The organism is Symmachiella dynata, assembly GCF_007747995.1.
Taxonomy (GTDB): Bacteria; Planctomycetota; Planctomycetia; order Planctomycetales; family Planctomycetaceae; genus Symmachiella; species Symmachiella dynata.
The window spans coordinates 6,316,581-6,337,584 of sequence record NZ_CP036276.1 but is presented as its reverse complement, the minus strand read 5'-3'; the positions used below and the strand labels follow the sequence as shown (position 1 = coordinate 6,337,584).

At 54.5% G+C, this 21,004-nt stretch carries 19 protein-coding genes; 12 read left to right on the top strand and 7 right to left on the bottom strand.

The features are described 5' to 3' along the window. Positions 1-6 precede the first annotated feature (6 nt). The 6 genes from Mal52_RS24100 (at position 7) to Mal52_RS24075 (ending at position 6,307) form a co-directional block, all read left to right on the top strand. Complete coding sequence (locus tag Mal52_RS24100; protein ID WP_145379068.1) at positions 7-1,143, top strand: M12 family metallo-peptidase; 1,137 nt, start codon at positions 7-9, stop codon at positions 1,141-1,143. A 114-nt stretch (positions 1,144-1,257) separates the two neighbouring features. Beyond that, positions 1,258-2,145, top strand: a complete 888-nt coding sequence (locus Mal52_RS24095; protein WP_145379067.1) for an alpha/beta fold hydrolase — start codon at positions 1,258-1,260, stop codon at positions 2,143-2,145. A 215-nt stretch (positions 2,146-2,360) separates the two neighbouring features. Then, a complete protein-coding gene (locus Mal52_RS24090; protein ID WP_145379066.1) occupies positions 2,361-3,443 on the top strand; it encodes a DUF1559 domain-containing protein in 1,083 nt (360 codons plus the stop codon). Positions 3,444-3,478: 35 nt separating this feature from the next. After that, positions 3,479-4,099 (top strand): peptidase associated/transthyretin-like domain-containing protein, encoded by a 621-nt coding sequence (locus Mal52_RS24085; protein ID WP_145379065.1) that lies wholly within the window; start codon positions 3,479-3,481, stop codon positions 4,097-4,099. A gap of 272 nt (positions 4,100-4,371) precedes the next feature. Further along, entirely contained in the window at positions 4,372-4,710 is a 339-nt protein-coding gene (locus tag Mal52_RS24080) for a hypothetical protein (protein WP_145379064.1), read from the top strand. Between the two features lie 535 nt (positions 4,711-5,245). Then, positions 5,246-6,307 (top strand): DUF1559 domain-containing protein, encoded by a 1,062-nt coding sequence (locus Mal52_RS24075; protein WP_145379063.1) that lies wholly within the window; start codon positions 5,246-5,248, stop codon positions 6,305-6,307. Between the two features lie 171 nt (positions 6,308-6,478). Here Mal52_RS24075 and Mal52_RS24070 read toward each other — a convergent pair whose 3' ends face one another. Both Mal52_RS24070 and Mal52_RS24065 read right to left on the bottom strand, forming a co-directional pair. Further along, positions 6,479-6,937, bottom strand: coding sequence for a universal stress protein (locus Mal52_RS24070; protein ID WP_145379062.1), 459 nt, complete (start codon positions 6,935-6,937; stop codon positions 6,479-6,481). Between the two features lie 78 nt (positions 6,938-7,015). Further along, the gene (locus Mal52_RS24065; protein WP_145379061.1) at positions 7,016-8,308 is read right to left on the bottom strand and encodes a Gfo/Idh/MocA family protein; all 1,293 of its coding nucleotides are present in this window, start codon (positions 8,306-8,308) and stop codon (positions 7,016-7,018) included. Between the two features lie 368 nt (positions 8,309-8,676). Here Mal52_RS24065 and Mal52_RS24060 point away from each other — a divergent pair, with 368 nt between their 5' ends. The 5 genes from Mal52_RS24060 (at position 8,677) to Mal52_RS24040 (ending at position 13,895) form a co-directional block, all read left to right on the top strand. Then, the gene (locus tag Mal52_RS24060; protein ID WP_145379060.1) at positions 8,677-10,089 is read left to right on the top strand and encodes a PQQ-binding-like beta-propeller repeat protein; all 1,413 of its coding nucleotides are present in this window, start codon (positions 8,677-8,679) and stop codon (positions 10,087-10,089) included. A gap of 159 nt (positions 10,090-10,248) precedes the next feature. Continuing rightward, positions 10,249-11,724: a hypothetical protein gene (locus Mal52_RS24055; RefSeq protein ID WP_145379059.1), complete on the top strand. Its 1,476-nt coding sequence runs from the start codon at positions 10,249-10,251 to the stop codon at positions 11,722-11,724. A gap of 78 nt (positions 11,725-11,802) precedes the next feature. Next, complete coding sequence (locus Mal52_RS24050; RefSeq protein ID WP_197534436.1) at positions 11,803-12,390, top strand: DUF1802 family protein; 588 nt, start codon at positions 11,803-11,805, stop codon at positions 12,388-12,390. A 96-nt stretch (positions 12,391-12,486) separates the two neighbouring features. Then, positions 12,487-13,278: a phytanoyl-CoA dioxygenase family protein gene (locus Mal52_RS24045; protein ID WP_145379057.1), complete on the top strand. Its 792-nt coding sequence runs from the start codon at positions 12,487-12,489 to the stop codon at positions 13,276-13,278. A gap of 242 nt (positions 13,279-13,520) precedes the next feature. After that, entirely contained in the window at positions 13,521-13,895 is a 375-nt protein-coding gene (locus tag Mal52_RS24040; protein WP_145379056.1) for a hypothetical protein, read from the top strand. A gap of 86 nt (positions 13,896-13,981) precedes the next feature. On the opposite strand, the gene bufB is transcribed toward Mal52_RS24040, so the two are convergent. The 3 genes from bufB to rnc all read right to left on the bottom strand — a co-directional run bounded on the left by bufB (position 13,982) and on the right by rnc (position 16,551). Beyond that, positions 13,982-14,920 (bottom strand): MNIO family bufferin maturase, encoded by a 939-nt coding sequence (bufB, locus tag Mal52_RS24035; RefSeq protein WP_145380768.1) that lies wholly within the window; start codon positions 14,918-14,920, stop codon positions 13,982-13,984. Positions 14,921-15,030: 110 nt separating this feature from the next. After that, a complete protein-coding gene (locus tag Mal52_RS24030) occupies positions 15,031-15,510 on the bottom strand; it encodes a hypothetical protein (protein WP_145379055.1) in 480 nt (159 codons plus the stop codon). Positions 15,511-15,822: 312 nt separating this feature from the next. Then, a complete protein-coding gene (rnc, locus tag Mal52_RS24025; RefSeq protein WP_145379054.1) occupies positions 15,823-16,551 on the bottom strand; it encodes a ribonuclease III in 729 nt (242 codons plus the stop codon). A gap of 729 nt (positions 16,552-17,280) precedes the next feature. Here rnc and Mal52_RS24020 point away from each other — a divergent pair. Continuing rightward, positions 17,281-18,783, top strand: a complete 1,503-nt coding sequence (locus Mal52_RS24020; protein WP_197534435.1) for a Do family serine endopeptidase — start codon at positions 17,281-17,283, stop codon at positions 18,781-18,783. A gap of 98 nt (positions 18,784-18,881) precedes the next feature. Here the strand turns inward: Mal52_RS24020 and Mal52_RS24015 are convergent, their stop codons facing one another. Both Mal52_RS24015 and Mal52_RS24010 read right to left on the bottom strand, forming a co-directional pair. Further along, positions 18,882-19,373: a DinB family protein gene (locus Mal52_RS24015; protein ID WP_145379052.1), complete on the bottom strand. Its 492-nt coding sequence runs from the start codon at positions 19,371-19,373 to the stop codon at positions 18,882-18,884. Between the two features lie 136 nt (positions 19,374-19,509). Continuing rightward, positions 19,510-20,811: a hypothetical protein gene (locus Mal52_RS24010; protein WP_145379051.1), complete on the bottom strand. Its 1,302-nt coding sequence runs from the start codon at positions 20,809-20,811 to the stop codon at positions 19,510-19,512. Between the last annotated feature and the right edge of the window lie 193 nt (positions 20,812-21,004).

Below are 21,004 nucleotides of genomic sequence, written 5' to 3'. Positions count from 1 at the left end.
CGGTTTATGAATTTCAAGTACGCAATTTTCACTTGCCTCATCGCCGGTTGTCTCCCCGCGCCGCTGCTGGCCGACGTCATCGTACTGACGAATCGCACTGGCAAAGCGGTCTCGTTCCAGGTCAAACACCAAGCTGGTGAGAAGATCTCCTACACAATTCCGGTCAAGGAGTTGGTCTCGATTCCCGTAACCGCAGCGGTGGAAGTCCAATTTGGCTCTGCGGACGTCTCTCAGGTCTTGCAGGTAGAACCGAATAGCGTTTGTTTTTTTCACCAGAGCGATCAGAAACCGTTGGAATTAAATCGCATTGGCTTTGCCGCTGACGTGACGAACAAGGCCGTTGCGCACGCTGCGACTGACGCAGATCCCAAACAGCAAGAGACGGCGGCGCTCAAAAATAATAACGATCCGCCGGATACGAAGATCTGCACGATTCCGGTAAAACTGTTTGTGGATGACGAAGAGCCGTTTGTGCGCAAGCTCTGGGAGACGCGGCTCCGTGCGCGGTTAGAGCGGGCTTCAAAAATCTTCGAGCAGCATTGCCGCGTGCGATTTGAAGTGGTGGGCGTCGATACCTGGGATTCTGATAACGAGGTGCGGCAGTTTTCGAAAATGTTGGCCGAATTTGAGCGAGAGGCGCGCGTTGAACCGGCGGCATTGGCAATCGGCTTTAGCAGCCAGCCCCGCATCTTGCAGCAGCGGACTCGATTAGGAGGGACCTTTGCGCCGCTGCGGCAGCATATCCTCATCCGGGAATGGTCAAAAAACATGGGCGAAGCAGAACGGCTCGAAGTCTTGCTGCATGAGTTGGGACACTATTTGGGAGCGACGCATAGCCCGGAAAACGATTCGGCCATGCGGCCTCAATTGAATGATGGCAAGGCAAACTTGCGGTCGTTTCGGATGGGCTTTGATCCGGTGAACACGCTGGTCATGTGTTTGGTCGGCGACGAAATCCGCGAACACAATGTCCGTTATTTACACGAACTCTCACCCAAAACACGGCAACAGCTAGAATCGATTTATCGAGAAATCATCAAGATCACGCCGGACGAACCGGCAACCGTGCGTTTGTTGCATTTGCTCGGAGCAGAGGCACCGGACAAGTCGTCCGCACCGAAATCGAGGACGGTCCCGAAATAATCACACGGATCGAACGGTACCTTGCCGGACTGAATGGATTACTAGGCCAGAACTTGCGGATGATCTCTGTGGGTTGTCCTTCTCAGCATTCACAGCGAATAGGAAACAGCAGTTATGAAGAACTTCCTGGGAGGTGTCTTGGTTTTGATGGCGATTTCAGTGACGGCACAGGGGGCGGAGTTCGGCGAAGATGGCTATGCGGATTCCGACGGAGTCAAAATCCATTATGTCACCATGGGTAAAGGTCCGTTGGTCGTGATGATCCATGGGTTCCCCGACTACTGGTACACGTGGCGGAAACAAATGCCGGTCTTGGCCCAAGACTTTCAAGTCGTGGCGATCGATCAACGGGGCTACAACAAAAGCGATCAGCCTGAGGGGGTTGAGAATTACACGGCCGACAAGCTCGTGGGCGACGTCCGTGCGGTCATCAAGCACTTAGGAAAAGAGAAGGCAATCGTCGTGGGGCACGACTGGGGTGGAATGGTGGCGTGGATGTTTGCCATGACCCATCCCGAGATGCTGGATAAGTTGGTGATTCTCAACTTACCGCACCCCCAAGGACTGATGCGCGAATTGCGCGACAATCCCGACCAACACAAGAGCAGCGCCTACGCCCGCAACTTTCAAAAGCCGGGTGCCGCTGCTGCGCTGACCCCCGAAGCGCTGGCTGCGTGGGTCAAGGATCCAGAAGACCGCAAGAAGTATGTCTCCGCATTTCAGCGTTCCTCAATCGAAGGCATGTTGAATTATTACAAGGCCAACTACCCCCGTGAGCCGTATGACGACAGCGATCGCACGTACCCCAAGATTCAAAGCCCGGTGCTGATGTTTCATGGCCTGGACGATTGGGCGTTATTGCCAGGGGCGCTGAATGACACATGGCAGTGGGTCGACAAGGACCTCACGTTGATTACGGTGCCGGGTGCAGGGCATTTCATCCAACAAGACAAGCCTGATCTAGTCACCAAACGAATGCGGGCATGGTTGACCGAGGAGTAGAGTTATTGAAATCTTTACACGATTTTCTCAAAAACTGGAAGTCATGTAAGGGTTTTCCTTGACATACGGCTATAAAACGCACATCCTGCACGATGTGCCTCTTCTCATCTTTTAGAAAACCAACCGACTGGTCGGTTGTTGCTCGGCAGTTCTGTGCGTATTCACGCTAGTCATTTTTCTTCCGTTCCCGTCATATTTCATGAAGGAGTTTGCCCATGGCAACGCGACGTAGATCTGGTTTTACGCTGATTGAATTGTTGGTGGTCATTGCAATTATTGCGATTCTGATCGCTTTATTGTTGCCGGCTGTACAGCAAGCGCGCGAAGCGGCTCGCCGAACGCAGTGTCGTAACAATCTGAAGCAGATCGGTCTTGCATTTCACAACTACCACGATGTCTATTTGACCTTCCCACAGACCTACATTTCGAATGCCGACCTGACTGCAGGGACGGTGACTCCTTTGCCGGGATCCATGACTTGGCCCACTGCTTTGTTGCCTTACATCGATCAAGGCAATGTTTACAAAGCTGTCAAAGCTGCTGGCGGCATCCTGGATGATGTCGATGCTGCCGCTGCTAATAGTCTCGTGGCCCAATCGACAGCGATTCCAGGTTTCATATGCCCGTCAGCCCCGCACGCCGCCACCGTACTGACCGGCGGAGGCCCCAGCAATCCGCCCATTCCGGCTGTTGGTGTTCCCTCAACGAATACTCAAACGGGCGGCGTTTGCGACTACATTACGATCATTGACCTCGACGGTGACGTTGAGGCAAATCATCAGGCACTGTACCCGGGATCCAATACCGCGGGAGCTATCCGTGGCGCTTTATACCTTGTCGATGTCGGAGCCGGACCGATGGTTGCTATTAATAACAATGACGGCAACCGGATTCGTGACATGGTCGACGGAACATCCAACACGTACTTCGTTCACGAACACGCGAATCGCGAACAAGGTTTTACCGATGGTAAAGCGGATACGTTTGCCAATTCGAGTGTGGGCAGTAACGGTGGGATTTGGGTCAGCGCCTTTACGGGATCTGCCTTTGCCACCGGGACCCCGTATAATTCGTTTGGTCTCATCGATAACGGTGTGCAGAACAGCGGACCGTGTGTGATCAACTGCACCAACGCAGTCGATTCACAGTCGGACGTTGCTGGACCTTATTCGTTCCACACCGGGGCGACACTCACTTTGATGGGAGATGGTTCCGTCCAATCCACCAGCGAGAGCATCGATACCACAGTGTGGGCTGCTCAGAATACCCGTGCCGGTGGCGAAGTTGTGAATCCATAGTGGTTTCCTGCATTGCACTGAGAAAAAGACCAACCGTGACTCGTTCACGGTTGGGCTTTTCTTTTCTATTCCGGAGTCTGGCCCGCCTGAATCAAAAGCGTGCGTTGTTTCTTGCCTTAATATTTGACGGCCAGCGAATGAATTCACTGTGTCAGTCGACCACCTCGGGAGATCAAGAAATCGTGAATAAGATGCAATCGGCGCCGTTTGGCCCGTTGAGACGATTTAGTGTCGCTGTTGTTTTGTGCTTACTGGCCGCAGGCTGTTCAAGCCCGCGAACGCCAGTTAATGAGAAAGAAGTCGTTCCTGTTTCTGGCGTGGTACATGTGGACGGTCAACCGGTAGCCGGCATCAAAATCAGTTTTCATGCTGACGAGAAGGAAACCAGCCACCGAATTTTTCCCAAAGCCACGACAGATGTGGACGGTAAATTCCAGGCATGGAGCTATCGCAAAGACGACGGGCTTGCCGCCGGCGATTACACGATTACTTTCATTGACCATAGCGGTCGCACACAGCCGTTCCAAAGGGAAAGTGAAAAACCCGATCTCTTTAAAGGGAAATACTCGGATCTGAAGAAGTCCGAATTCAGGTTAGCCGTCCCCGCGGGCAGTGATCCAATCGACATGGGCGTGATCGAGCTAACACGTCCTTGACGTGTTCAGCGGAACGGGAAAGTCATTTCTCGCGTACCAGAACCAGTCTCAATACCCGGTTGCGCTTGTTCTGAGATCGTTCAGTTCCGTGTCAGCGAGATGCGTCGGAGGGGATTGAAACTACTTGTAGTCATTAAAAACTCTGTGGGCACATTCGCCGACAGAGTTTTTTGTTTTCAGCCAAAGAGTTTTCGCGTATTGAATAAATCCTTGGTATAGTGGCGCGGATGGTCAACGAGGTCTGCAAAACCAAATCCAATCGGAGGATTGATATGCTGAAGTACCTGTTTCTCGTCGGGGCGCTGACTTGCCTCTCTTTGACTGGTTGTGGAGCAAGCGGGGCGGATGAACCAGCCCCATTGAAGCTGAAAGACGCAGCCTCGGTTGATGTTCCGCTCGAGATCAAAACGCTCACCAGTCGGAATATTCGAAGTCGAACATTTTCTGCCTTTAAGCTTGGGGAAGCCGGCGCGCGGGCGGCTGAGGCTCTTCCCGCCTTGGAAAAACTTGCTGACGGTCCGTCCGGTCCCGAACACCCCGATCAAAAGGCCGCTGCCGAAGCGATCGAGAAAATCAAAGCCTCCCAACTCGCTGCTGACGGCAATTCATAGAGCGTATTTTCAAACTGGGAGGACGAGGCTCCGGTCGAGCCGCGATGAACCCGACAGCTTGCATTGACGATGGAAATCTTCACACTGCCCCACATCAAATGCCATAATGCGGCTCAGCAGGAGCTTCGCCCTCCCGGTCCGCTGGATTGAAGTTGTAAATCGTAATTTGAAACACGATCTTAAACCACTAGCACAGACTCTTCTCTAACAGCCAGCGCTTCTGGCTGCCGTAAGCTGAACCTGCTCGTGCTCCAAGATTGGGCTACTTGCGCAGGATATCTCTCTGCTGTTGGCAGCGGGTTGTAATACATAAGCATCGATTACAGTGCGCTTAGGGTGACCTCTAAATTCGATCGTGCAATACCAATTGTGCCAGGATATGCACGTGATGGGAAAACGGTAAATTGATCCAAATGTGTAATACACCAAGAATTTTCTTGATTATCTGATGGGGACTAGACATTCTGAATGCATCGTTGACTTTAAAGTCTCTTAAGACTGTGCTCTTTCTTGTCAATTGAATGGGAATCTAGCGATGCCAAAAAAACGCCCCTCTGGTTTTACGCTGATCGAATTGTTGGTAGTCATTGCGATTATCGCGATCCTGATTGCCTTGCTACTACCGGCAGTCCAACAGGCTCGTGAAGCAGCTCGACGAACTCAGTGCCGCAACAATTTGAAACAACTCGGAATTGCGATGCACAACTACCATGACGTGCATCGCATGTTTCCCATCGGGACCGCCGTTGAGTCCAGGATGTTCAGCTATTGGGCCAATGCCATGACTTATATGCTGCCTTACATTGAGCAAGGGAACCTGCAAAAACTGTATGACTTCAATGAACACTGGGAACGACAAACCCCTGCAGTGGCGCGAACCCCCATCAATACGTTTACCTGCCCGTCATCAACATTAGACCAGCCGTTCACCGAAGAAAAACTTGGCGCCGCTTTGGCGCTCTTCGGCGCGCCGGTGGGCAACACCTATGGCACGACAGATTACATATTGTGCAAAGGGGCACACGATGCTTGGTGCCTGCCCTCGTCTGGGATATCATCGAATGTGCGGGGAATGTTTGACTTCAATCTGACCGTCAGGTTTCGGGACATGGTGGATGGAACGAGCAACACCTTTGCCATGGGAGAAGGAACCAGCGGCGAGCCATGGAAGCTTTGTACGTCCAATTCAAATCCTTGTACGGCCGCGGTCGACTCGTCTGGCGAAGAGTATGTGGCCGCCAATGCGTGGTTGATTGCACAGCCATCCTCGGACGGGTATGTCTCGCTGCTGGAAATCATCGGGACCCATGTTTATGGCACGACCGTGCATAAACTAAACAAAAACCCCGTGACCGATACCGTCATCGGCGGCTGGAATGATCCGACGAACCCGCCCCCCCCGGCAGTTGTCTCCGACTGTACCAGCAGTCTCGATGGTGGATCCGACCGTTGCAGCGGTTTTCGCAGCAATCACACCGGCGGAGCGTCTTTCCTGCGCGGCGATGGGTCCGTCAGCTTTGTGAATGATTCGATCGACATCAACCTATATCGTGCCTCATCCACGACCGCTGGCGGGGAAGTCGAAGTCGCTCAATGAGCTTTGCGATCCGTCTCAAGGCGTTGTAGCCTCTTGAGCCGATTACTAGCAGAATACCACAGACTCCGGGGGCGCACCCTCCGGAGTTTTTTTATTGGCCGCGACATTCTCTTTGGGGCCGCGCGGCATGCAGGGAGGGCGACAGGAATAGCGACTTGCGCAAAGCTGTGATCACGGCATGATGAATTCATGCCCAGCGGGCCGAATCGTCATGACGGGGCAGTGTGCCTTTTGGACGACCCTCTCCGCCACACTACCGACTAGCAAGTGCGAAATCGGCCCCCAGCCGTGTGTTCCCATGATAATGAGATCGATTTCAACTTCGTCTGCATAGCGAATGATTTCGACAAACGGGCGGCCCTCGCGCATTTCGCGGACAATTGTCCGTTCCGCAGCCCAGTCGTCGTTTGCGATCTTATGCAACTTGCGTTTTGCCGCGGGGCGCATATCCAACATCAAATCGCCCGGCGGCAGAAAGCTCATACCATGCTCTAAGGCCATTTGGTGCGAGACATGGAGGATATGCAGTTCGGCGTCAAATAGTTCAGTAAACTCGCGCGCATATTGCAGTGCGTGTTCGCTGTTCTCGCTGAAATCGGTCGGCAACAATATTTTCTTGAGGTTGATCATCCTGATTCCCCTACCTTGGACATCGCGCAATCACGGCAAGCGTCACCGTCGTTAAGATGACGCTGCCGAAAATCTGCGTCAAACTTTCGGTTCCCATTGCGGATCATAGTCTCGCGACCACAGTTCCATGGCTTTGTCGTCGCCCACGATGTGTCCGTCGTTGTTGCGGCAGGTCATGGCCCGGCCGGTCCGCTGAGCGATATTGCCCAGATGGCACAGCAAGGTGCTCTTGTGTCCCTCTTCGATTTCCGCATTGAGGGCCAAGGGCGTATCGTTGCGAATCGCCGTGAGGAAATTGAGGATATGTTCATTGTCCCCTCGGTTGCCCCCGACTTCTTTGACGACCTTGTCTTTGTTGTCGTATTGGATATACCCGCCGCCACTCTTGATGGAGAGCGCACCATTCTCGCCATAAAATGTGGCGAAATCGTCGACATTGTTGTGTCGATTGCAACTCAGTCCATCCCAGGTGATCAGTTGCTTGTTGTCGAATTCCAAAGCCACAGACGAGGTGTCGGGGGTTTGTTGGTCGTCATTGAACACGTACCGACCACCGGTCGATGTCACGCGAATGGGATAGTCGACCCCCAATCCCCAGCGGCAAAGGTCCAGGGCGTGCACTCCGTTGTTCCCTAATTCTCCATTGCCCCAATGCCAGAACCAATGCCATTTGTAAGGAACTCGGTTTTCCGCATACGGAATTCGCGGTGCGGGGCCTTGCCAGAGGTCGTAATTCAACTGGGCGGGGACTTCGGCAGGAATGGTTTTACCGGTTTCTCCGCGCGCACTGGCGTACCAGCTGCGGGCACAATAGACCCGACCGATGGCCCCTTCGTGCAACTTTGCGATCCCTTCGATGATCCCATCGGAACTGCGTCGCTGTGTTCCCATTTGTACGGCGCGATTATGTTTCCGCGCCGCTTCGATCATCATCTCCCCTTCGCGAGGGTTGTGACTACACGGTTTTTCGACATAGACGTGCTTGCCGGCGGCACAGGCCAAAATGGTTGCCGGGGCATGCCAGTGGTTTGGTGCGGCGCAGACCAGTGCGTCAACTTCGTTGTCGTCAAGAATCTGGCGGAAATCGCCGATTGCTTGCGGAGTCGGTCCGCCTGCTTTTTCGACGGCCCCGACAGCGGCCTCGGCGCGCGTCTTATCGACGTCGCACACATACTTAACTTCGCAACCGGACTGCTTGGTGAATGATTGTGCCAAGGAACGACCGCGACTCATGCCCATGACGCCGACGACGACCTTAGCCGAGGCGGCGTTTGCGGCGAAGCTTGTTCCCGTCGAAGCCGCGACGCCGATGGCCGCTCCTGTGAGAGCGGATTGATTGAGGAAGGAACGCCGGTTGAGAGCATCGGCCATAACAAAATACTCCTGGGTCATGGTTGCGAAAAAGCCGCAAGTTAGTATTGATGTTCGTTGATATGAGTGTACCAAATCACTCAACCATCGTCGAGTTGAAGCTTGTCCGATTGGGAAATCTCTGCCGAATCAACAGAGACCGGGAGCAGTCTTGCGAAACTATTCGGTGTGAGCGGTGTTGATACTGGGGAGGGCGCTATGCTCAGCGGAGAGCGTACGTCCAGCGGTTGTCTCCTTCGAAACGAACCCATAAGGTTGTTTAGGGGCGGCGGTCAAAGGCTTTCCCTGCAAACAGGGACACGACAATCCGCGAGCCGCTGTTGAAATGTGCTTGTCAATTTTTTGTTAATTACGCTGGGGAAGCGACAATGAAAATCTTCGTCCCATGTCTGGTGATTCTCGCCGGTTTGTCCACCAACTTAATGGCAGAAGAACCCGCGCAGCAACGAGAATTCAACTGGCCCGAATGGCGTGGACCGCTGGCAACCGGCGTGGCTCCACACGGCAATCCGCCGCTCAAGTGGAGCGAAGAGGAAAATGTCGACTGGAAAGTTGAAATCCCCGGCCTCGGGTATTCCTCACCCATCGTGTGGGGCGACCAAGTGTTCGTTTTGACCGCAGTCGACACGGGAAAGAAGGGCCAACCCACGGCCAAGCCCGATACTGCCCAGGCCAAGGAGCAACAGCCCACAGGCGACCGCTCCAGAGGACGCGGTCGTGGTCGTGGAGGACGCGGACGTAGGCCCTCTGAGGCTCCGACGACCATTCACGATTTTGTCGTGATGAGCCTCGATCGTAAAAGCGGCGAGGTGATCTGGAAAAAGACAGCGCGCTCGCAGGTTCCCCACGAAGGGTTCCGCCCCGGCGATAACAGTTTCGCCTCCGCCTCGCCAGTCACCGACGGCAAATACCTGTATGCCTCGTTCGGATCGTTCGGCATCTATTGCTACGACCTGAACGGCAAACTGATTTGGGAAAAAGACCTGGGCGATTTTCACATGCGCAATGGATTCGGCGAAGGGGGAACGCCCGCGCTGCATGGCGATTGGCTGATTGTGAATTGTGACCAGGAGACCGATTCGTTTATTGTCGGCATGAACGCCAAAACAGGTGAAATTCAATGGAAAATCGACCGCGACGAGGCTTCCAGTTGGGGGACGCCGTTGATCGTCGAATTTGATGGCAAAACACAAGTTGTCGTCAACGGCGCCAATCGGGTGCGGAGCTACGATATCAACAATGGCAAGGTGATCTGGGAATGCGGCGGCCAAACGGGAAATGTCATCCCGGCACCGGTCCGTTTGGGCGACAACGTGATCTGCATGTCGGGATGGAAGGGAACGGCCATCTTTTCGATTCCCTTGTCCGCCCAGGGAGACATTTCCGGCACCGACACAATCAACTGGTACTACGACCGGAGTTCGGATTATCGCGCGGGGACGCCGTATGTCCCGTCGCCGCTACTATATGGCGATGCTTTGTATTTTCTTAAGTCGTACAACGGAATCCTGACGCGGATGTCGGCGGTGACCGGTGAAGTCGATTACGACAACAAACGACTGGCCAGTATTTCACGCGTGTACGCTTCACCGGTGGGAGCTGCTGACCGGGTTTACATCACCGGACGGAGTGGGACGACGATGGTGCTGAAACTCAGCCCTGAGTACGAAGTCTTGGCGACAAATAAGCTCGACTCGCCGGTTGATTCGACTCCCGCAATCGTTGGGGATCAGATGATCGTGCGGGGGCAAAAGTATTTGTATTGCTTTCGTGAGAAATAGTAGTCAAAGTGGAAGTTCGCCCCCGGTGGGGTGGGCGGTTGGGCCAACGGTAGCTGCGCGCCTCAACAGCCCCATGCCGGAGGCGTCACGGCCGCGTCGATCCAACGGTGGACACGATGTCCGGTCCCATCTTGCCGACTATTAAGGAGCACAGGATTCGTGAATCATTTCAGTCGGATGTCCTGCAATCGCTCACAGCGACAACTGATCGTGCTCCTGTTCATTGCAGTGGTCACTTTCACCTCGGTCATACCGACGAGTGCCGCCGAGGAAAAAACGAAACGCCGCCGCAAGTCCCGCAGGGCGGCCGCTGCGGAACAAGCAGCGGGACCACGCAATTATCGCTCCAAAAACTTCATTATGCATACCGATCTGCCTAAGAAGGAGGCGGAGGACCTGCTCAAGCGGATGGAGACCATGTTGCGGTTGATCTCCCGATATTGGGGAGCTCCCTGCCGCAAGACAATTGAATGCTACGTCGTCAAGGACTTGCAAAAGTGGCCGCCCGGTTCATTGCATCCCCGGGGCGTACAAAGTATTGCCGTCGGCGGCGGCGTGACGCTTAGCCAATCACAAGCCTTGCTGGCCAACGATCAGATTATCGATGCCGACGCCGTCGTATATGCCGTAGCGGAACGCGGCGTACCGCTGCATGAAGCGGTGCATGCCTATTGTGCGTTAACCTTCGGTCGGACCGGCCCCACGTGGTATTCCGAAGGCATGGCGGAAATGGGCAATTACTGGCGGCAAAACGATTCCAGTGTCAAGTTGGAACCGATTGTGCTCCAGTACCTGCAGAATTCCGAGATCAAAAAACTGGAGGAGATCGTCTACGGCGTACAAAACAGTGGGGACTCTTGGCGAGAGTATGCATGGCGGTGGGCCTTGTGCCATCTGCTGGCCAACAATCCGAACTATGCCAAACGATTTCGACCGCTGGGGCTGGCGTTGCTAAACAAACAAAACGTCGATTTCAAACAGGTCTATGGAGCGATGTTCCAGGAGATCCTGTTTGAATACGAGTTCTTTATCCAGCATCTCGACCAAGGACTGCGGTCCGACTTGATCAGTTTTGATTGGAAACGCAAATTCCGAAAAAGCCGCGGCAATTCGCGGGTGCGTGCTAAAATCTCGGCGGGCCGCGGCTGGCAACCGTCGGGGTTGATGGTGGACGCCGAAATCGAGTACCAATACAGCGTCGAAGGGCATTGGAAGCTCGATAAAAAAGGTCCAGAACTCGATGCCGATGGTAACGTGATCCTTCCCCCGCCGACCGCCGAACCCGCTGGAAACGACAACGTGATCGCCTCAGCCAAGCCCGCACCCGAAAAGCCGGCCGATGCCAACGACAGCGATACGGTTCCCTCCCCAGGACAGTTGGTTGGCATCGTCTTGATCTATGACGAAGATACCGGATACCGGCTGTCCAAGCCGTTCAACTTGGGCCGTTACGGAACGTTCACCGCCCCGGAAACGGGCAACCTTTACCTGCGCTGTCATGACAAGTGGAATGAAATCGCCGATAACTCCGGAACGGCATCGGTATCGATCAAGGAACAAGGAGTGGGGGCTCCGTTGATAGAGCCCAAAGCTGAAGTTCTGCGGACCAGCAAGCTGAGGTCCACTAAGAAATAGCTGGATAATCCGCTCCGAGTTTGTAACGGGGCCGACCTCGCCAAAATGGAATCGAGACGCTTTAAAGAAAAGTCGCTGATGAGCACCACGACCACGGGACGGATAGCCTTTAAGGAATGGGCGGCGGTTTGCCAGGCGCTGCAAGCTGGACGGCAAATTGCCATTTTCCGCAAAGGAGGCATCCACGAGGGGCGCGAAGGATTTCGTGTGGAGCATGATGCCTTTTGGATGTTTCCGACGTATGAGCATCAATCTCCGGAAGGCCTCTCCGACGAGGCAGCCGACTTGCTGGAAATGTCTCAGGCAGCTAAACCTGCTGCAGGAGGCTGGGCCATCTCACTGTGGGCCGAGGTGCAAAGCGTGGTTGAACTCCGCGACGAATCTGTTTTGCCACGCCTTTCGGGACAGCATATGTACGCGTCTCGCACGCTGGACGAACGGTTTCACTATCGCACTCCGGGGCTGTTCGTGTTGCCGGTCCGTGTTTATCAGTTGCCTGAACCAATCGTGATTCCCGATTCACCACATTTCGCCGGCTGTCGCAGTTGGGTCGATTTGCCGGACAGCATCGCCACCGACGGAGCGGAGCCGGTGTTGAGTGACGACGAATTCGCCGAGCAGTTACACGCCCTGTATGCCGCGTTGGCCCCGTCAGCGACAGCTTAGTTGGTGGAATTGACCCCAGACAGACTGGCGGTATCGAATCAACAAGCCGTCTTCGATTGAACCAGAAAATTGAACTCCAAATACGACTTAAGAACCATGCTCGACACACCAATAACAACAGATGATATTGCGGCGTTTCATCGTGATGGCTTCATTGTGATACCGCACCTATTTGACACCGAGGAGATCGACCTGTTGGGGAAAATCGCCCGCGCGGATCAGCTGATGGCGGCGAACGCCAGTGGGCGTCGGGATGGGGAAGGCGGGACGGTCAAATTAGCAATCTCCAATGAATTGGAAGAGGACATCTATGCGGCGTTTGTCCGTTGCCCACGCTTGGCCGGGACGATGGAGCAATTGCTCGGCGGCGAGGTTTACCATTACCACCATAAGATGATCCTCAAGGAACCGTTGATCGGGGGCGCTTGGGAATGGCATCAGGATTATGGGTATTGGTACAACAACGGCTGTCTGTTTCCGGACATGGCCAGTTGTATGGTGGCGGTCGATCGCTCCACGCAAGCCAACGGTTGCCTGCAGGTGTTGCGGGGTTCGCATCTGATGGGACGCGTGAATCATATCACTGTCGGCGACCAGACCGGAGCCGATCCGGAACGTGTTGCGGTGGCGCTGGAACGTTTGGAACTGGTTTACGTGGAACTCGAACCTGGTTCCGCCGTGTTTTTTCATAGCAACTTGTTGCATCGCTCGGACCAGAACAAAAGTGTCGATCCGCGGTGGACCCTGATCGCCTGTTACAACATGGCCCGCAACGACCCCTATAAGGAATCCCATCATCCACGGTATTCCCCCCTGGAGCGCTGGCCGGAGGAGCGGATCAAAGAATTGGGGCAGGCGCAATGGGAAAAGATACGCTCCGAGGTCTGATCCGGTGGAATTGAGCAGCAGGAAAACTTCACGAATCACAGCGAAGTGGCCGGTATGAACTTGACGCCATGAGGCGCGCAGCGGCAAGATATGCACAGTTAGTTTTTCAGCGACGCGAGGAATTGATGAGCATTGTCGCTGATCGGTCCACAAGTGATGAAAGATTCCGTTGGTTTTCGGTCATGGCGCTTCGTGATGGTCGCGGGCGGTTAATGACTTCAGCTGTTTCCGGGAGAGTCCTCATGAGTAAAGTCTTTGCGTTACTGAGTACGACGATGATTGTTGCCGGTTTGATCACCGTGGCCACCGCGGCCGACGATGATAAGCCGGTGGCCAAGCATTCCACCAAAGAGGTGATGAAGGATGCTCACAAGTCGGGTCTCATCAAGAAAGTCGTGGGCAAGACTGCCAGCGATGAAGAGCGTGACCAGTTGGTCGAATTGTACATCGCCATGGCCCAGAACGACGCGCCGAAAGGGAGCCAAAAGGATTGGAAAATCCTGACATCCCGTTTGGTCGTGGCGGCAGCCGACGCGGCGGATGATCCCGAGAATGTCGACGCCTTAAAAAAGGTGACGAACTGTGGTGCTTGTCACAAAGCCCACAAGCCTGCTTAAGCAGACTGCGTTTACGAAATTATCGTGACCATTCCACCAACCCGTTGCTGACCGCGGCGGGTTGGTTTTTTTATTGCTGCGGTTGGTTATTCCACGTCCGCATTGATGAACGAGAGCGGGTGTGGCACGGCAGCCGCCTGGGAGGATGTCTCCCACGGCGCCTCATCGGGCAGGTCCGCGGGTTCTGTCGCGACTTCCGCCTTGCCCATGAACCGTTGTGCTTTGAGGACCTCGGCGTGCAGGATTGGGAATTCCGGGATGTTGGCGTCCCATTCCAGCAGCGTCGAACTCCCGCCGGTCAGTTGGTGTGCCTCGCGGTACAGTTCCCACACGGAGTCAATCACATGACCGTCGTGCGTGTCGATGATGTGCGTGCCGCAATTCGTGTGGCCGGCCAGATGAAACTGGACAACGCGGTCATGCGGAACTGCCTGCAGGTATTCCCGCGGATCCAAATCGTGGTTGTAGCAGGAAACGTAGATGTTGTTCACATCAAGTAGCAGACCACAATCGGTTTCTTCCGCCATGCGCGTGAGGAATTCCCATTCGCTGATCGTTGAGGCGGCAAAGGTGACGTAGGTGCTGGGATTTTCCAACACGATCGGCCGCTCAAGCACATCCTGCACGATGCGAATCCGCTCGGTGACGTGCGCCAACGTTTCCTCGTTGAGCGGAATCGGCAACAGGTCGTGGGCATTTTGCCCGGCGACACCGGTCCAGCACAGATGGTCCGAGATCCACACGGCATTGATTTCGGCCGCGAGTCGTTTGAGTTTGGCCAGATATTCGAAATCGACCGGATCGGTGCTGCCGATCGACAATGAGACGCCGTGCATCACCAGCGGATAGCGTTCGGCAATTTGATCGAGGACGTACCGCGGTCGGCCTTGTGAGTCGATGTAATTCTCGGAGATGATCTCAAACCAATCCACGTCGGGGTGATGTTTGAGAATGTAGGGATAATGTACCGCCCGCAGTCCCACACCAAAACCGAGGTTCGGATATCCCAGCCGCGGACTGCTCATCATGCTCTCCAAAAATCAACGCCGAGCAACCGCAATACAGCGGTTGCGCGGCGTGCTAATCCGTCAGCCCCCGACTTCGCCGGGGGGCCGCACGTTGAATCTCCGATCCATCAACCTTTAGCTGGTGCCGCACCAACCGGCTCACCGGCAGCTTTGCGTTCTGCTTCGAATGCCGTGCGAACTTTTTCCCAAGTGCCGTCCATCAACGGGACAGCGCATTCGCCTTTGCCTTCGCAGGCATTTTTGCCAGCCGTCTCACCGCATCCGCCTTGGTTCTTGCATGCATTTTGCGTGTGACAGGTATGTGCTTTGGCTGTAGCGCACGTGCCTTGCCCGGCGCAGTCGTTTTTACCGTCGGCTCCTTTGCCTTTACAGGTGTTCAACCCGCGGCAGACATGTTTTTCTGATGCAGCGACTTCCGTCCCGGTTTCGGGAGTTTCTGTGCTGCTGGTTTGGCTGCCGGTTTGGCTACCGCTGGGCGCTGCCTCTTCGCTGCCGCCGCAACCAATGGCTGTCCCAGCCACCATGCCACCAAACGCGGCGACGGTGAACTTACTGAAATCTCTGCGGTTCAATTCCGATGGTTTCATTTCGATCCTCACCTGGTAAATGTGTGTCCGCCCGGCGTCCCATTCCTACAAGTCGTTTCAAAACCCTCTGACGCGTCACATTGACACTGTTCTGAACGTTTCTAGAACAAGCGCAACCGGGTTTTGAAACTGGTCCTAGGGTTCACGAGCGTCCGTATCGTATCAACGGCCTAGTCGGGTGTGTAGTGTTGCGGGAATTTCATTTTCCCCGAACGACCGCCGCGCAGTCTCGCAGAGCGGTCCGACGATATCTGTGAAGCGTCCCACAAAACGGCAACGACGTTTTCAGCCGCGTGTGGCGTCAAGCGACCGTTATTCGGCGGCGTGCGGAATGTCCTTGCCTTCCAGCTCGTGCAGCGCATTGCGGGCTGCCCGTTGCTCGGCTTCCTTTTTCGTCGCTCCCCAAGCGGCGGCGTAGTTTTGACTTTCGATCACGGCAGCGACTTTGAAGCTTTTGGAGTGGTCGGGACCTTGTTCGTCCAGCAAGGAATAGATGGGAGTAGCGCCCATGAGCTTTTGCGTGTGTTGCTGGAGCAGGCTTTTGAAGTTGCGACCGTGATGCGACTCGGAAGCCAAAGCGATTTCCGGCGCCATGAAGCGTCCCACCAACGCATGCGCCGGCTCCCAACCCCCGTCGAGGTAGACCCCCGCGATGATTGATTCCAACACAGCGGCCATGACCGATGTGGGAACGGTGTCATGAATACTCAGGCCTCGCCCCAGCAATAAAAAGTCTTGAAATCCCAACTGGGTGCTGACCTTTGCGCAAGAATTCCGACTGACGACAATGGACTTAATCCGCGTCATTTCCCCTTCGGGGTAGTCGGGAAACTGCAAATAAAGCATCTCGCAAACCACACCCCCCAGAATGGCGTCGCCCAGAAACTCCAAACGTTCGTTGGAGGCCAATCGATGAGTGGCGATCGAGGCGTGCGTTAAGCAGTTGCGCAATATATCGCGATCGCGGAATTTGTATTGCAAAACCTCTTCGCAGCGGGCGAGGAGATCATCGTCAAAAGAGGGTTCTGGATTTGCGGGCATCGATGTTCTACGTAGGGTCATACGGTCCGAGCAGCACGGAGGGTCTCAAGAAGTCGTTGCGTCTGAGTGCTACGTTCGCCGTTCACATCGCAAACCTTTTTGAGTTCGCCATGCCAACATTGAAAAGATAAGCGACGCTTGTACCGTTTGCTTGGTCTACTGTGTTGATTGCCGTTTGGCATGAGAGTTGAAGTCATCGAACTCGCGTTTCTGATCCGCTGGATTTTCAGGCGAAGTCCATGACTCTCAACACAACCATAGAGCGTGGCTGTTCGTCTACTTTATTTTAAACACGCTCTACGATCAACCGGTAGTCGTTAGATGGAGTCACCAACAGGGGAAGGTAATTGATCCAGCGGGGGTATTGACGGCACTATGAAAGCGGCGTTGAGGGTCACGAAATGACCGGGTTATCTCAATTCCGTTGGGGCGGGCGGGACACTTGGGAAATGAGATTTTCCCGGGTTTTTCCGCATAAAACGGGGGTGTCGTTCGGTTGAGAATTTTCAAACATTCCCAACACCCCGCCCCGTCACCGTCGTAGTAAATAGACGTCAAGCCAATAGCAGTCGATCCGGCAAAATCGTCTGGCTGATAATCGACATCCAACTATAATGTCGATCCGCCGGTGAGCTGGACGAATCCAATGATTCGCGCAGCATTGCTATTGGCGGAATCGACGAGTCCGGTTTGGCCGAATCCGGGTTGGCACAGAACAAGGATATGAACATGACAAAAATTGTAAGAAATGGACAATGGATACTAGCGCTGTTTGGTGTGGCCTGTTTGGTGGGCGCAGCTGCCGTAATGGCCCAACGTGAATCCGGTGCGGATTCGCCGTTGGCCCATGCACAGAATTTTTCCGTCGCCATTCGTAATGCCTCTCAAAAATCGATGCCCAGCATCGTGGCGATTGAAACGACCATTAAGGGAGGCGTGGCGCAAGGTGCCGATATTCAAGAATTGTTCAAAGGCACGCCGTTTGGCGAGCAATTCAAAAACGATCCGCGGTATCGGCAGTTTTTCGGACAAGGCGGAAAACGCCAGATGCCTCGCCGTGAAGGGCGCGGTTCGGGATTTGTGATTGATCCCTCGGGAATCATCATGACCAATAACCACGTCGTGCAAGATGCCGACAAGGTGGTCGTTCGTTTCCAAGATGGCCGCGAATACGTGGCTCACGACATCAAACGCGATCCCAGTTCCGATATTGCAATCTTGAAAGTTGATGCCGATCATCCACTCCCCGCCCTACCGTTGGGAGATAGCGAAGACATTCAAGTGGGCGATTGGGTTCTGGCTATCGGAAGTCCGTTTGGTTTGGACATGTCCGTGACCGCGGGAATTATCAGTGCTAAAGGCCGCGGTCAACAGATCGCGGAACGCGAATATTTTCTGCAAACCGATGCTGCCGTCAATCCGGGGAATAGCGGTGGACCGTTGATCAATCTCAATGGTGAAGTCGTTGGCGTCAACGCAGCCATCTCGTCACGCAGTGGCGGTTACGATGGCGTGAGCTTCGCCGTGCCGATCAACATGGCCAAATGGGTCAGTCAGCAGTTGATCGCCAACGGGACTGTGCAGCGAGCCTATTTGGGCATTGCCATTCAGCCGGTCGATAATGATTTGGCCGATACGCTGAACATCACCACCCGTGAAGGTGCGTTGGTCTCTGATGTTTGGCCTGATACACCTGCCGAAAAAGCCAAAATCCAACCGGGCGACGTGATCATCTCCCTCAATGGCCGCCGCGTGAACGGCACTCCGCTGTTACAACGAATTGTTGAGGAGTTGGAACTCGGAAAATCATATCCGTTGAAAGTCATGCGTGACGGAAAACAGGTTGAGTTGACGATGGTCGCCGAAGCTATGCCCGAAGATTTCGGCAAGCGGCGGATTGTCCCGGTTCGTGATCAGCAGGAATCCGCACCGGAATCGACGGAGCAGAACATCGTCGGGATGGACGTTCAGAAATTGACACCCGAACTGGCCACGCAACTTGGCGTCAGTGATGAGAATCCGCACGGCGTGGTGATCACCGGCGTCAAACCGGACAGTCCGGCCGATTACGCAAACCTAAGGCCCGGAACCGTTGTTGAAAAAGTGGGCCAGACAGCAGTGTCAACTCCTGAAGAGTTTGCCCAGGCGGTCAAGAAAAACTCCACCGACAAGGGCGTTCTGTTACACGTGCGTCGCGGAGACCGCAAGTTTTTCGTGGTTCTTAAACCGTAATCACCAGACGCGATCGATCGCGTAAAAAATAACAACCGGGTTGCGGAGACCTCGCAAGAGTCGACCGCAACCCGGTTGTTTTGTTTGAAGTGCCGGCTTTAGATCGTCACCGGCTTGCCCAGCTTGCGCCGCAAGACGGCCCATTGCCCGGCATGCATGGTGGTATGCATGCCTTGCAAAACCATGATGCTTCCGACCGTCGGAAAATGTGCTCGGAATTTTTCGGGCGCCGGTGCGTCAAGGTCCTCGTCGGTCAGTGTGTCCAAGACTTTGAGCGTCCCGGCCCGTTGTTCCTTCCGCAGCCGCATATATTCGTCTTTGGTGTGAAACTGCGCCGGGTCATCGATCGAGGCGGTTTCCTTGGAGTATTTGTCCAAGAATCCCTCGGGCAGGTCCGGCATTGAACCAGGACGCACACCATTGATCAAACTGTGCTCGGAGCAGATCAAATGCCCCAATTGCCAGGCTGCATGGTTGGCGCCGTCGACCGGGCGGATGAAAAGTTCGGAGTCTTCGAGATCGCCCAAATACGCGTCGGCAATCATATCGGCAGTTTCAATCGATTGGCGAATAGCGGCACGGCTGTCCATGTGTGTGTCCTTTGGTGATGGCTAATTTGCGTGTGTGACTAAATTTGATTGTACGTGAAGTGCTTTCACAATAAGGCAGGCCTCAACAGTGCGGGCAACTTCTGCTCGGCGAGACCTCGCACGCAATCGTCGTCGATTAGTTCTTAACCGGCAAGTCTGCGAAATGAATTGTGGCAGGGATTTCCACAATCAGCGTGGGGGCGACATAGACGAACTCGTATTCGCTCAACGGATGCTCGAGATTCGGGAAGGGATATTCCATCAGTACGGCTCCTGCGTCCGAATTTAACGTGCGCTGGTTTCCCGCGAATTCGATGCGTTTCCCCTCAGCTGTCTCCAGATAGATGTGATTGTGGTAGATCCACGTGCGGTGCGACTCAAAGGCTGGACCTTGCGCATCATACACGACAGCCGCATCGATCCGGGCATCATAGGTCCCGGCCGGCGTTTTTGTTGCAGTCGCTTTGTGGAGAAGTACGCTGATGCCACCCCGCCGTCGAGCGACTCCGCCGCCACGTTCCAGGTCACGAAAACGAATCCGCTGATTCCCAACGACTGTGGTCACGGTAAATTTGCCATCCAATGAGATCTTGTCAATGGGCTTGTCAGTGTCAACGAAATCGATCGAAAACTGAATTTTGCGGCCACCATCTGCGGGATTGAATTCCAAGAATGCTCCAGGATTTTCAGGGGGAAGCAGCAGGCCATCCGGTAGCTGAAGATTCCAATTCTTTGCAGCGTAGGTCACGATCAAAGAACGAATTCGCGGTTCGCCGGTGAAGGCAAATCCCACGCGCACTTGATCGTATTCGCGCCGCTGCTTGATGGATGTGACCGCCACACGAAAAGGTCCGGCATATGTCACTGCAATCTCCGGCGCAGCATCCTCCTCGGCCGGCAGCAATTGCAACGCCTCCATTTTTCCTTCGAGGCGGTGTCGCAGTCGCAATTCCTTGCACAGATGGTCAACGGCTTTCCAAAACGGCGTTTTTTGAAAATCAATCTCGATGGTGCTTTCCAACAGCGATGTCGGAAGCGCAGAGTGGTCGAATTGATTTTCCGTTTGGTCAGTAATCCCGCGCAGAATCTCCTTCAACGGTAAATTCCCCTGCAGCGTTACCTGCGAGGCGGTTGCGGAGAGGCGTGCCTGTCGTTTTTCGAGTTGGATGCGTAGACGTTTCAAGACCTGTCGGACACCCGGTTGGCGGATCAACTCCGGCGGCGGCAGGTGCGGGAGCACGGCGGGGCCTAATTTTAGCAACCGCTCTTCCGCCGCACGGCGAACTGAGAGACGGTTCGCATCCAAATCGGCGATGGCTTGTTTCACCTCAGCCGCCAAATCGACCGTCGGCGGAGGCTCGCCCGCAGCAGTGCGGATCACCGTGAGGCAAACGCAACCGCAGAGCACCCACACCGGTATTCTCGTCCAAAGCGACACGACTGGCTCTTTCTGAATAAACGCTTGGAGTTCGCCCACGAACACATTTTTACCCACAGATCTATCTTAGGAGACCACCGACCGCAGGAAAACTGTCAATTCGCGAATTGCTAGGGATAACCATGTTGCATTAATGCAACATGCGGCAAGTTGAAGCCCCTGTAGGCGAGATGCGACCTATACTTATTGTGGA

Excerpts from the sequence above, each read along its gene's own strand:
- Mal52_RS24100 (WP_145379068.1), top strand. The coding sequence starts at position 7 with ATGAATTTCAAGTACGCAATTTTCACTTGCCTCATCGCCGGTTGTCTC.
- Mal52_RS24095 (WP_145379067.1), top strand. The coding sequence starts at position 1,258 with ATGAAGAACTTCCTGGGAGGTGTCTTGGTTTTGATGGCGATTTCAGTG.
- Mal52_RS24090 (WP_145379066.1), top strand. The coding sequence starts at position 2,361 with ATGGCAACGCGACGTAGATCTGGTTTTACGCTGATTGAATTGTTGGTG.
- Mal52_RS24080 (WP_145379064.1), top strand. The coding sequence starts at position 4,372 with ATGCTGAAGTACCTGTTTCTCGTCGGGGCGCTGACTTGCCTCTCTTTG.
- Mal52_RS24075 (WP_145379063.1), top strand. The coding sequence starts at position 5,246 with ATGCCAAAAAAACGCCCCTCTGGTTTTACGCTGATCGAATTGTTGGTA.
- Mal52_RS24070 (WP_145379062.1), bottom strand. The coding sequence starts at position 6,937 with ATGATCAACCTCAAGAAAATATTGTTGCCGACCGATTTCAGCGAGAAC.
- Mal52_RS24065 (WP_145379061.1), bottom strand. The coding sequence starts at position 8,308 with ATGGCCGATGCTCTCAACCGGCGTTCCTTCCTCAATCAATCCGCTCTC.
- Mal52_RS24060 (WP_145379060.1), top strand. The coding sequence starts at position 8,677 with ATGAAAATCTTCGTCCCATGTCTGGTGATTCTCGCCGGTTTGTCCACC.
- Mal52_RS24050 (WP_197534436.1), top strand. The coding sequence starts at position 11,803 with ATGAGCACCACGACCACGGGACGGATAGCCTTTAAGGAATGGGCGGCG.
- Mal52_RS24045 (WP_145379057.1), top strand. The coding sequence starts at position 12,487 with ATGCTCGACACACCAATAACAACAGATGATATTGCGGCGTTTCATCGT.
- Mal52_RS24040 (WP_145379056.1), top strand. The coding sequence starts at position 13,521 with ATGAGTAAAGTCTTTGCGTTACTGAGTACGACGATGATTGTTGCCGGT.
- bufB (WP_145380768.1), bottom strand. The coding sequence starts at position 14,920 with ATGAGCAGTCCGCGGCTGGGATATCCGAACCTCGGTTTTGGTGTGGGA.
- Mal52_RS24030 (WP_145379055.1), bottom strand. The coding sequence starts at position 15,510 with ATGAAACCATCGGAATTGAACCGCAGAGATTTCAGTAAGTTCACCGTC.
- rnc (WP_145379054.1), bottom strand. The coding sequence starts at position 16,551 with ATGCCCGCAAATCCAGAACCCTCTTTTGACGATGATCTCCTCGCCCGC.
- Mal52_RS24020 (WP_197534435.1), top strand. The coding sequence starts at position 17,281 with ATGACAAAAATTGTAAGAAATGGACAATGGATACTAGCGCTGTTTGGT.
- Mal52_RS24015 (WP_145379052.1), bottom strand. The coding sequence starts at position 19,373 with ATGGACAGCCGTGCCGCTATTCGCCAATCGATTGAAACTGCCGATATG.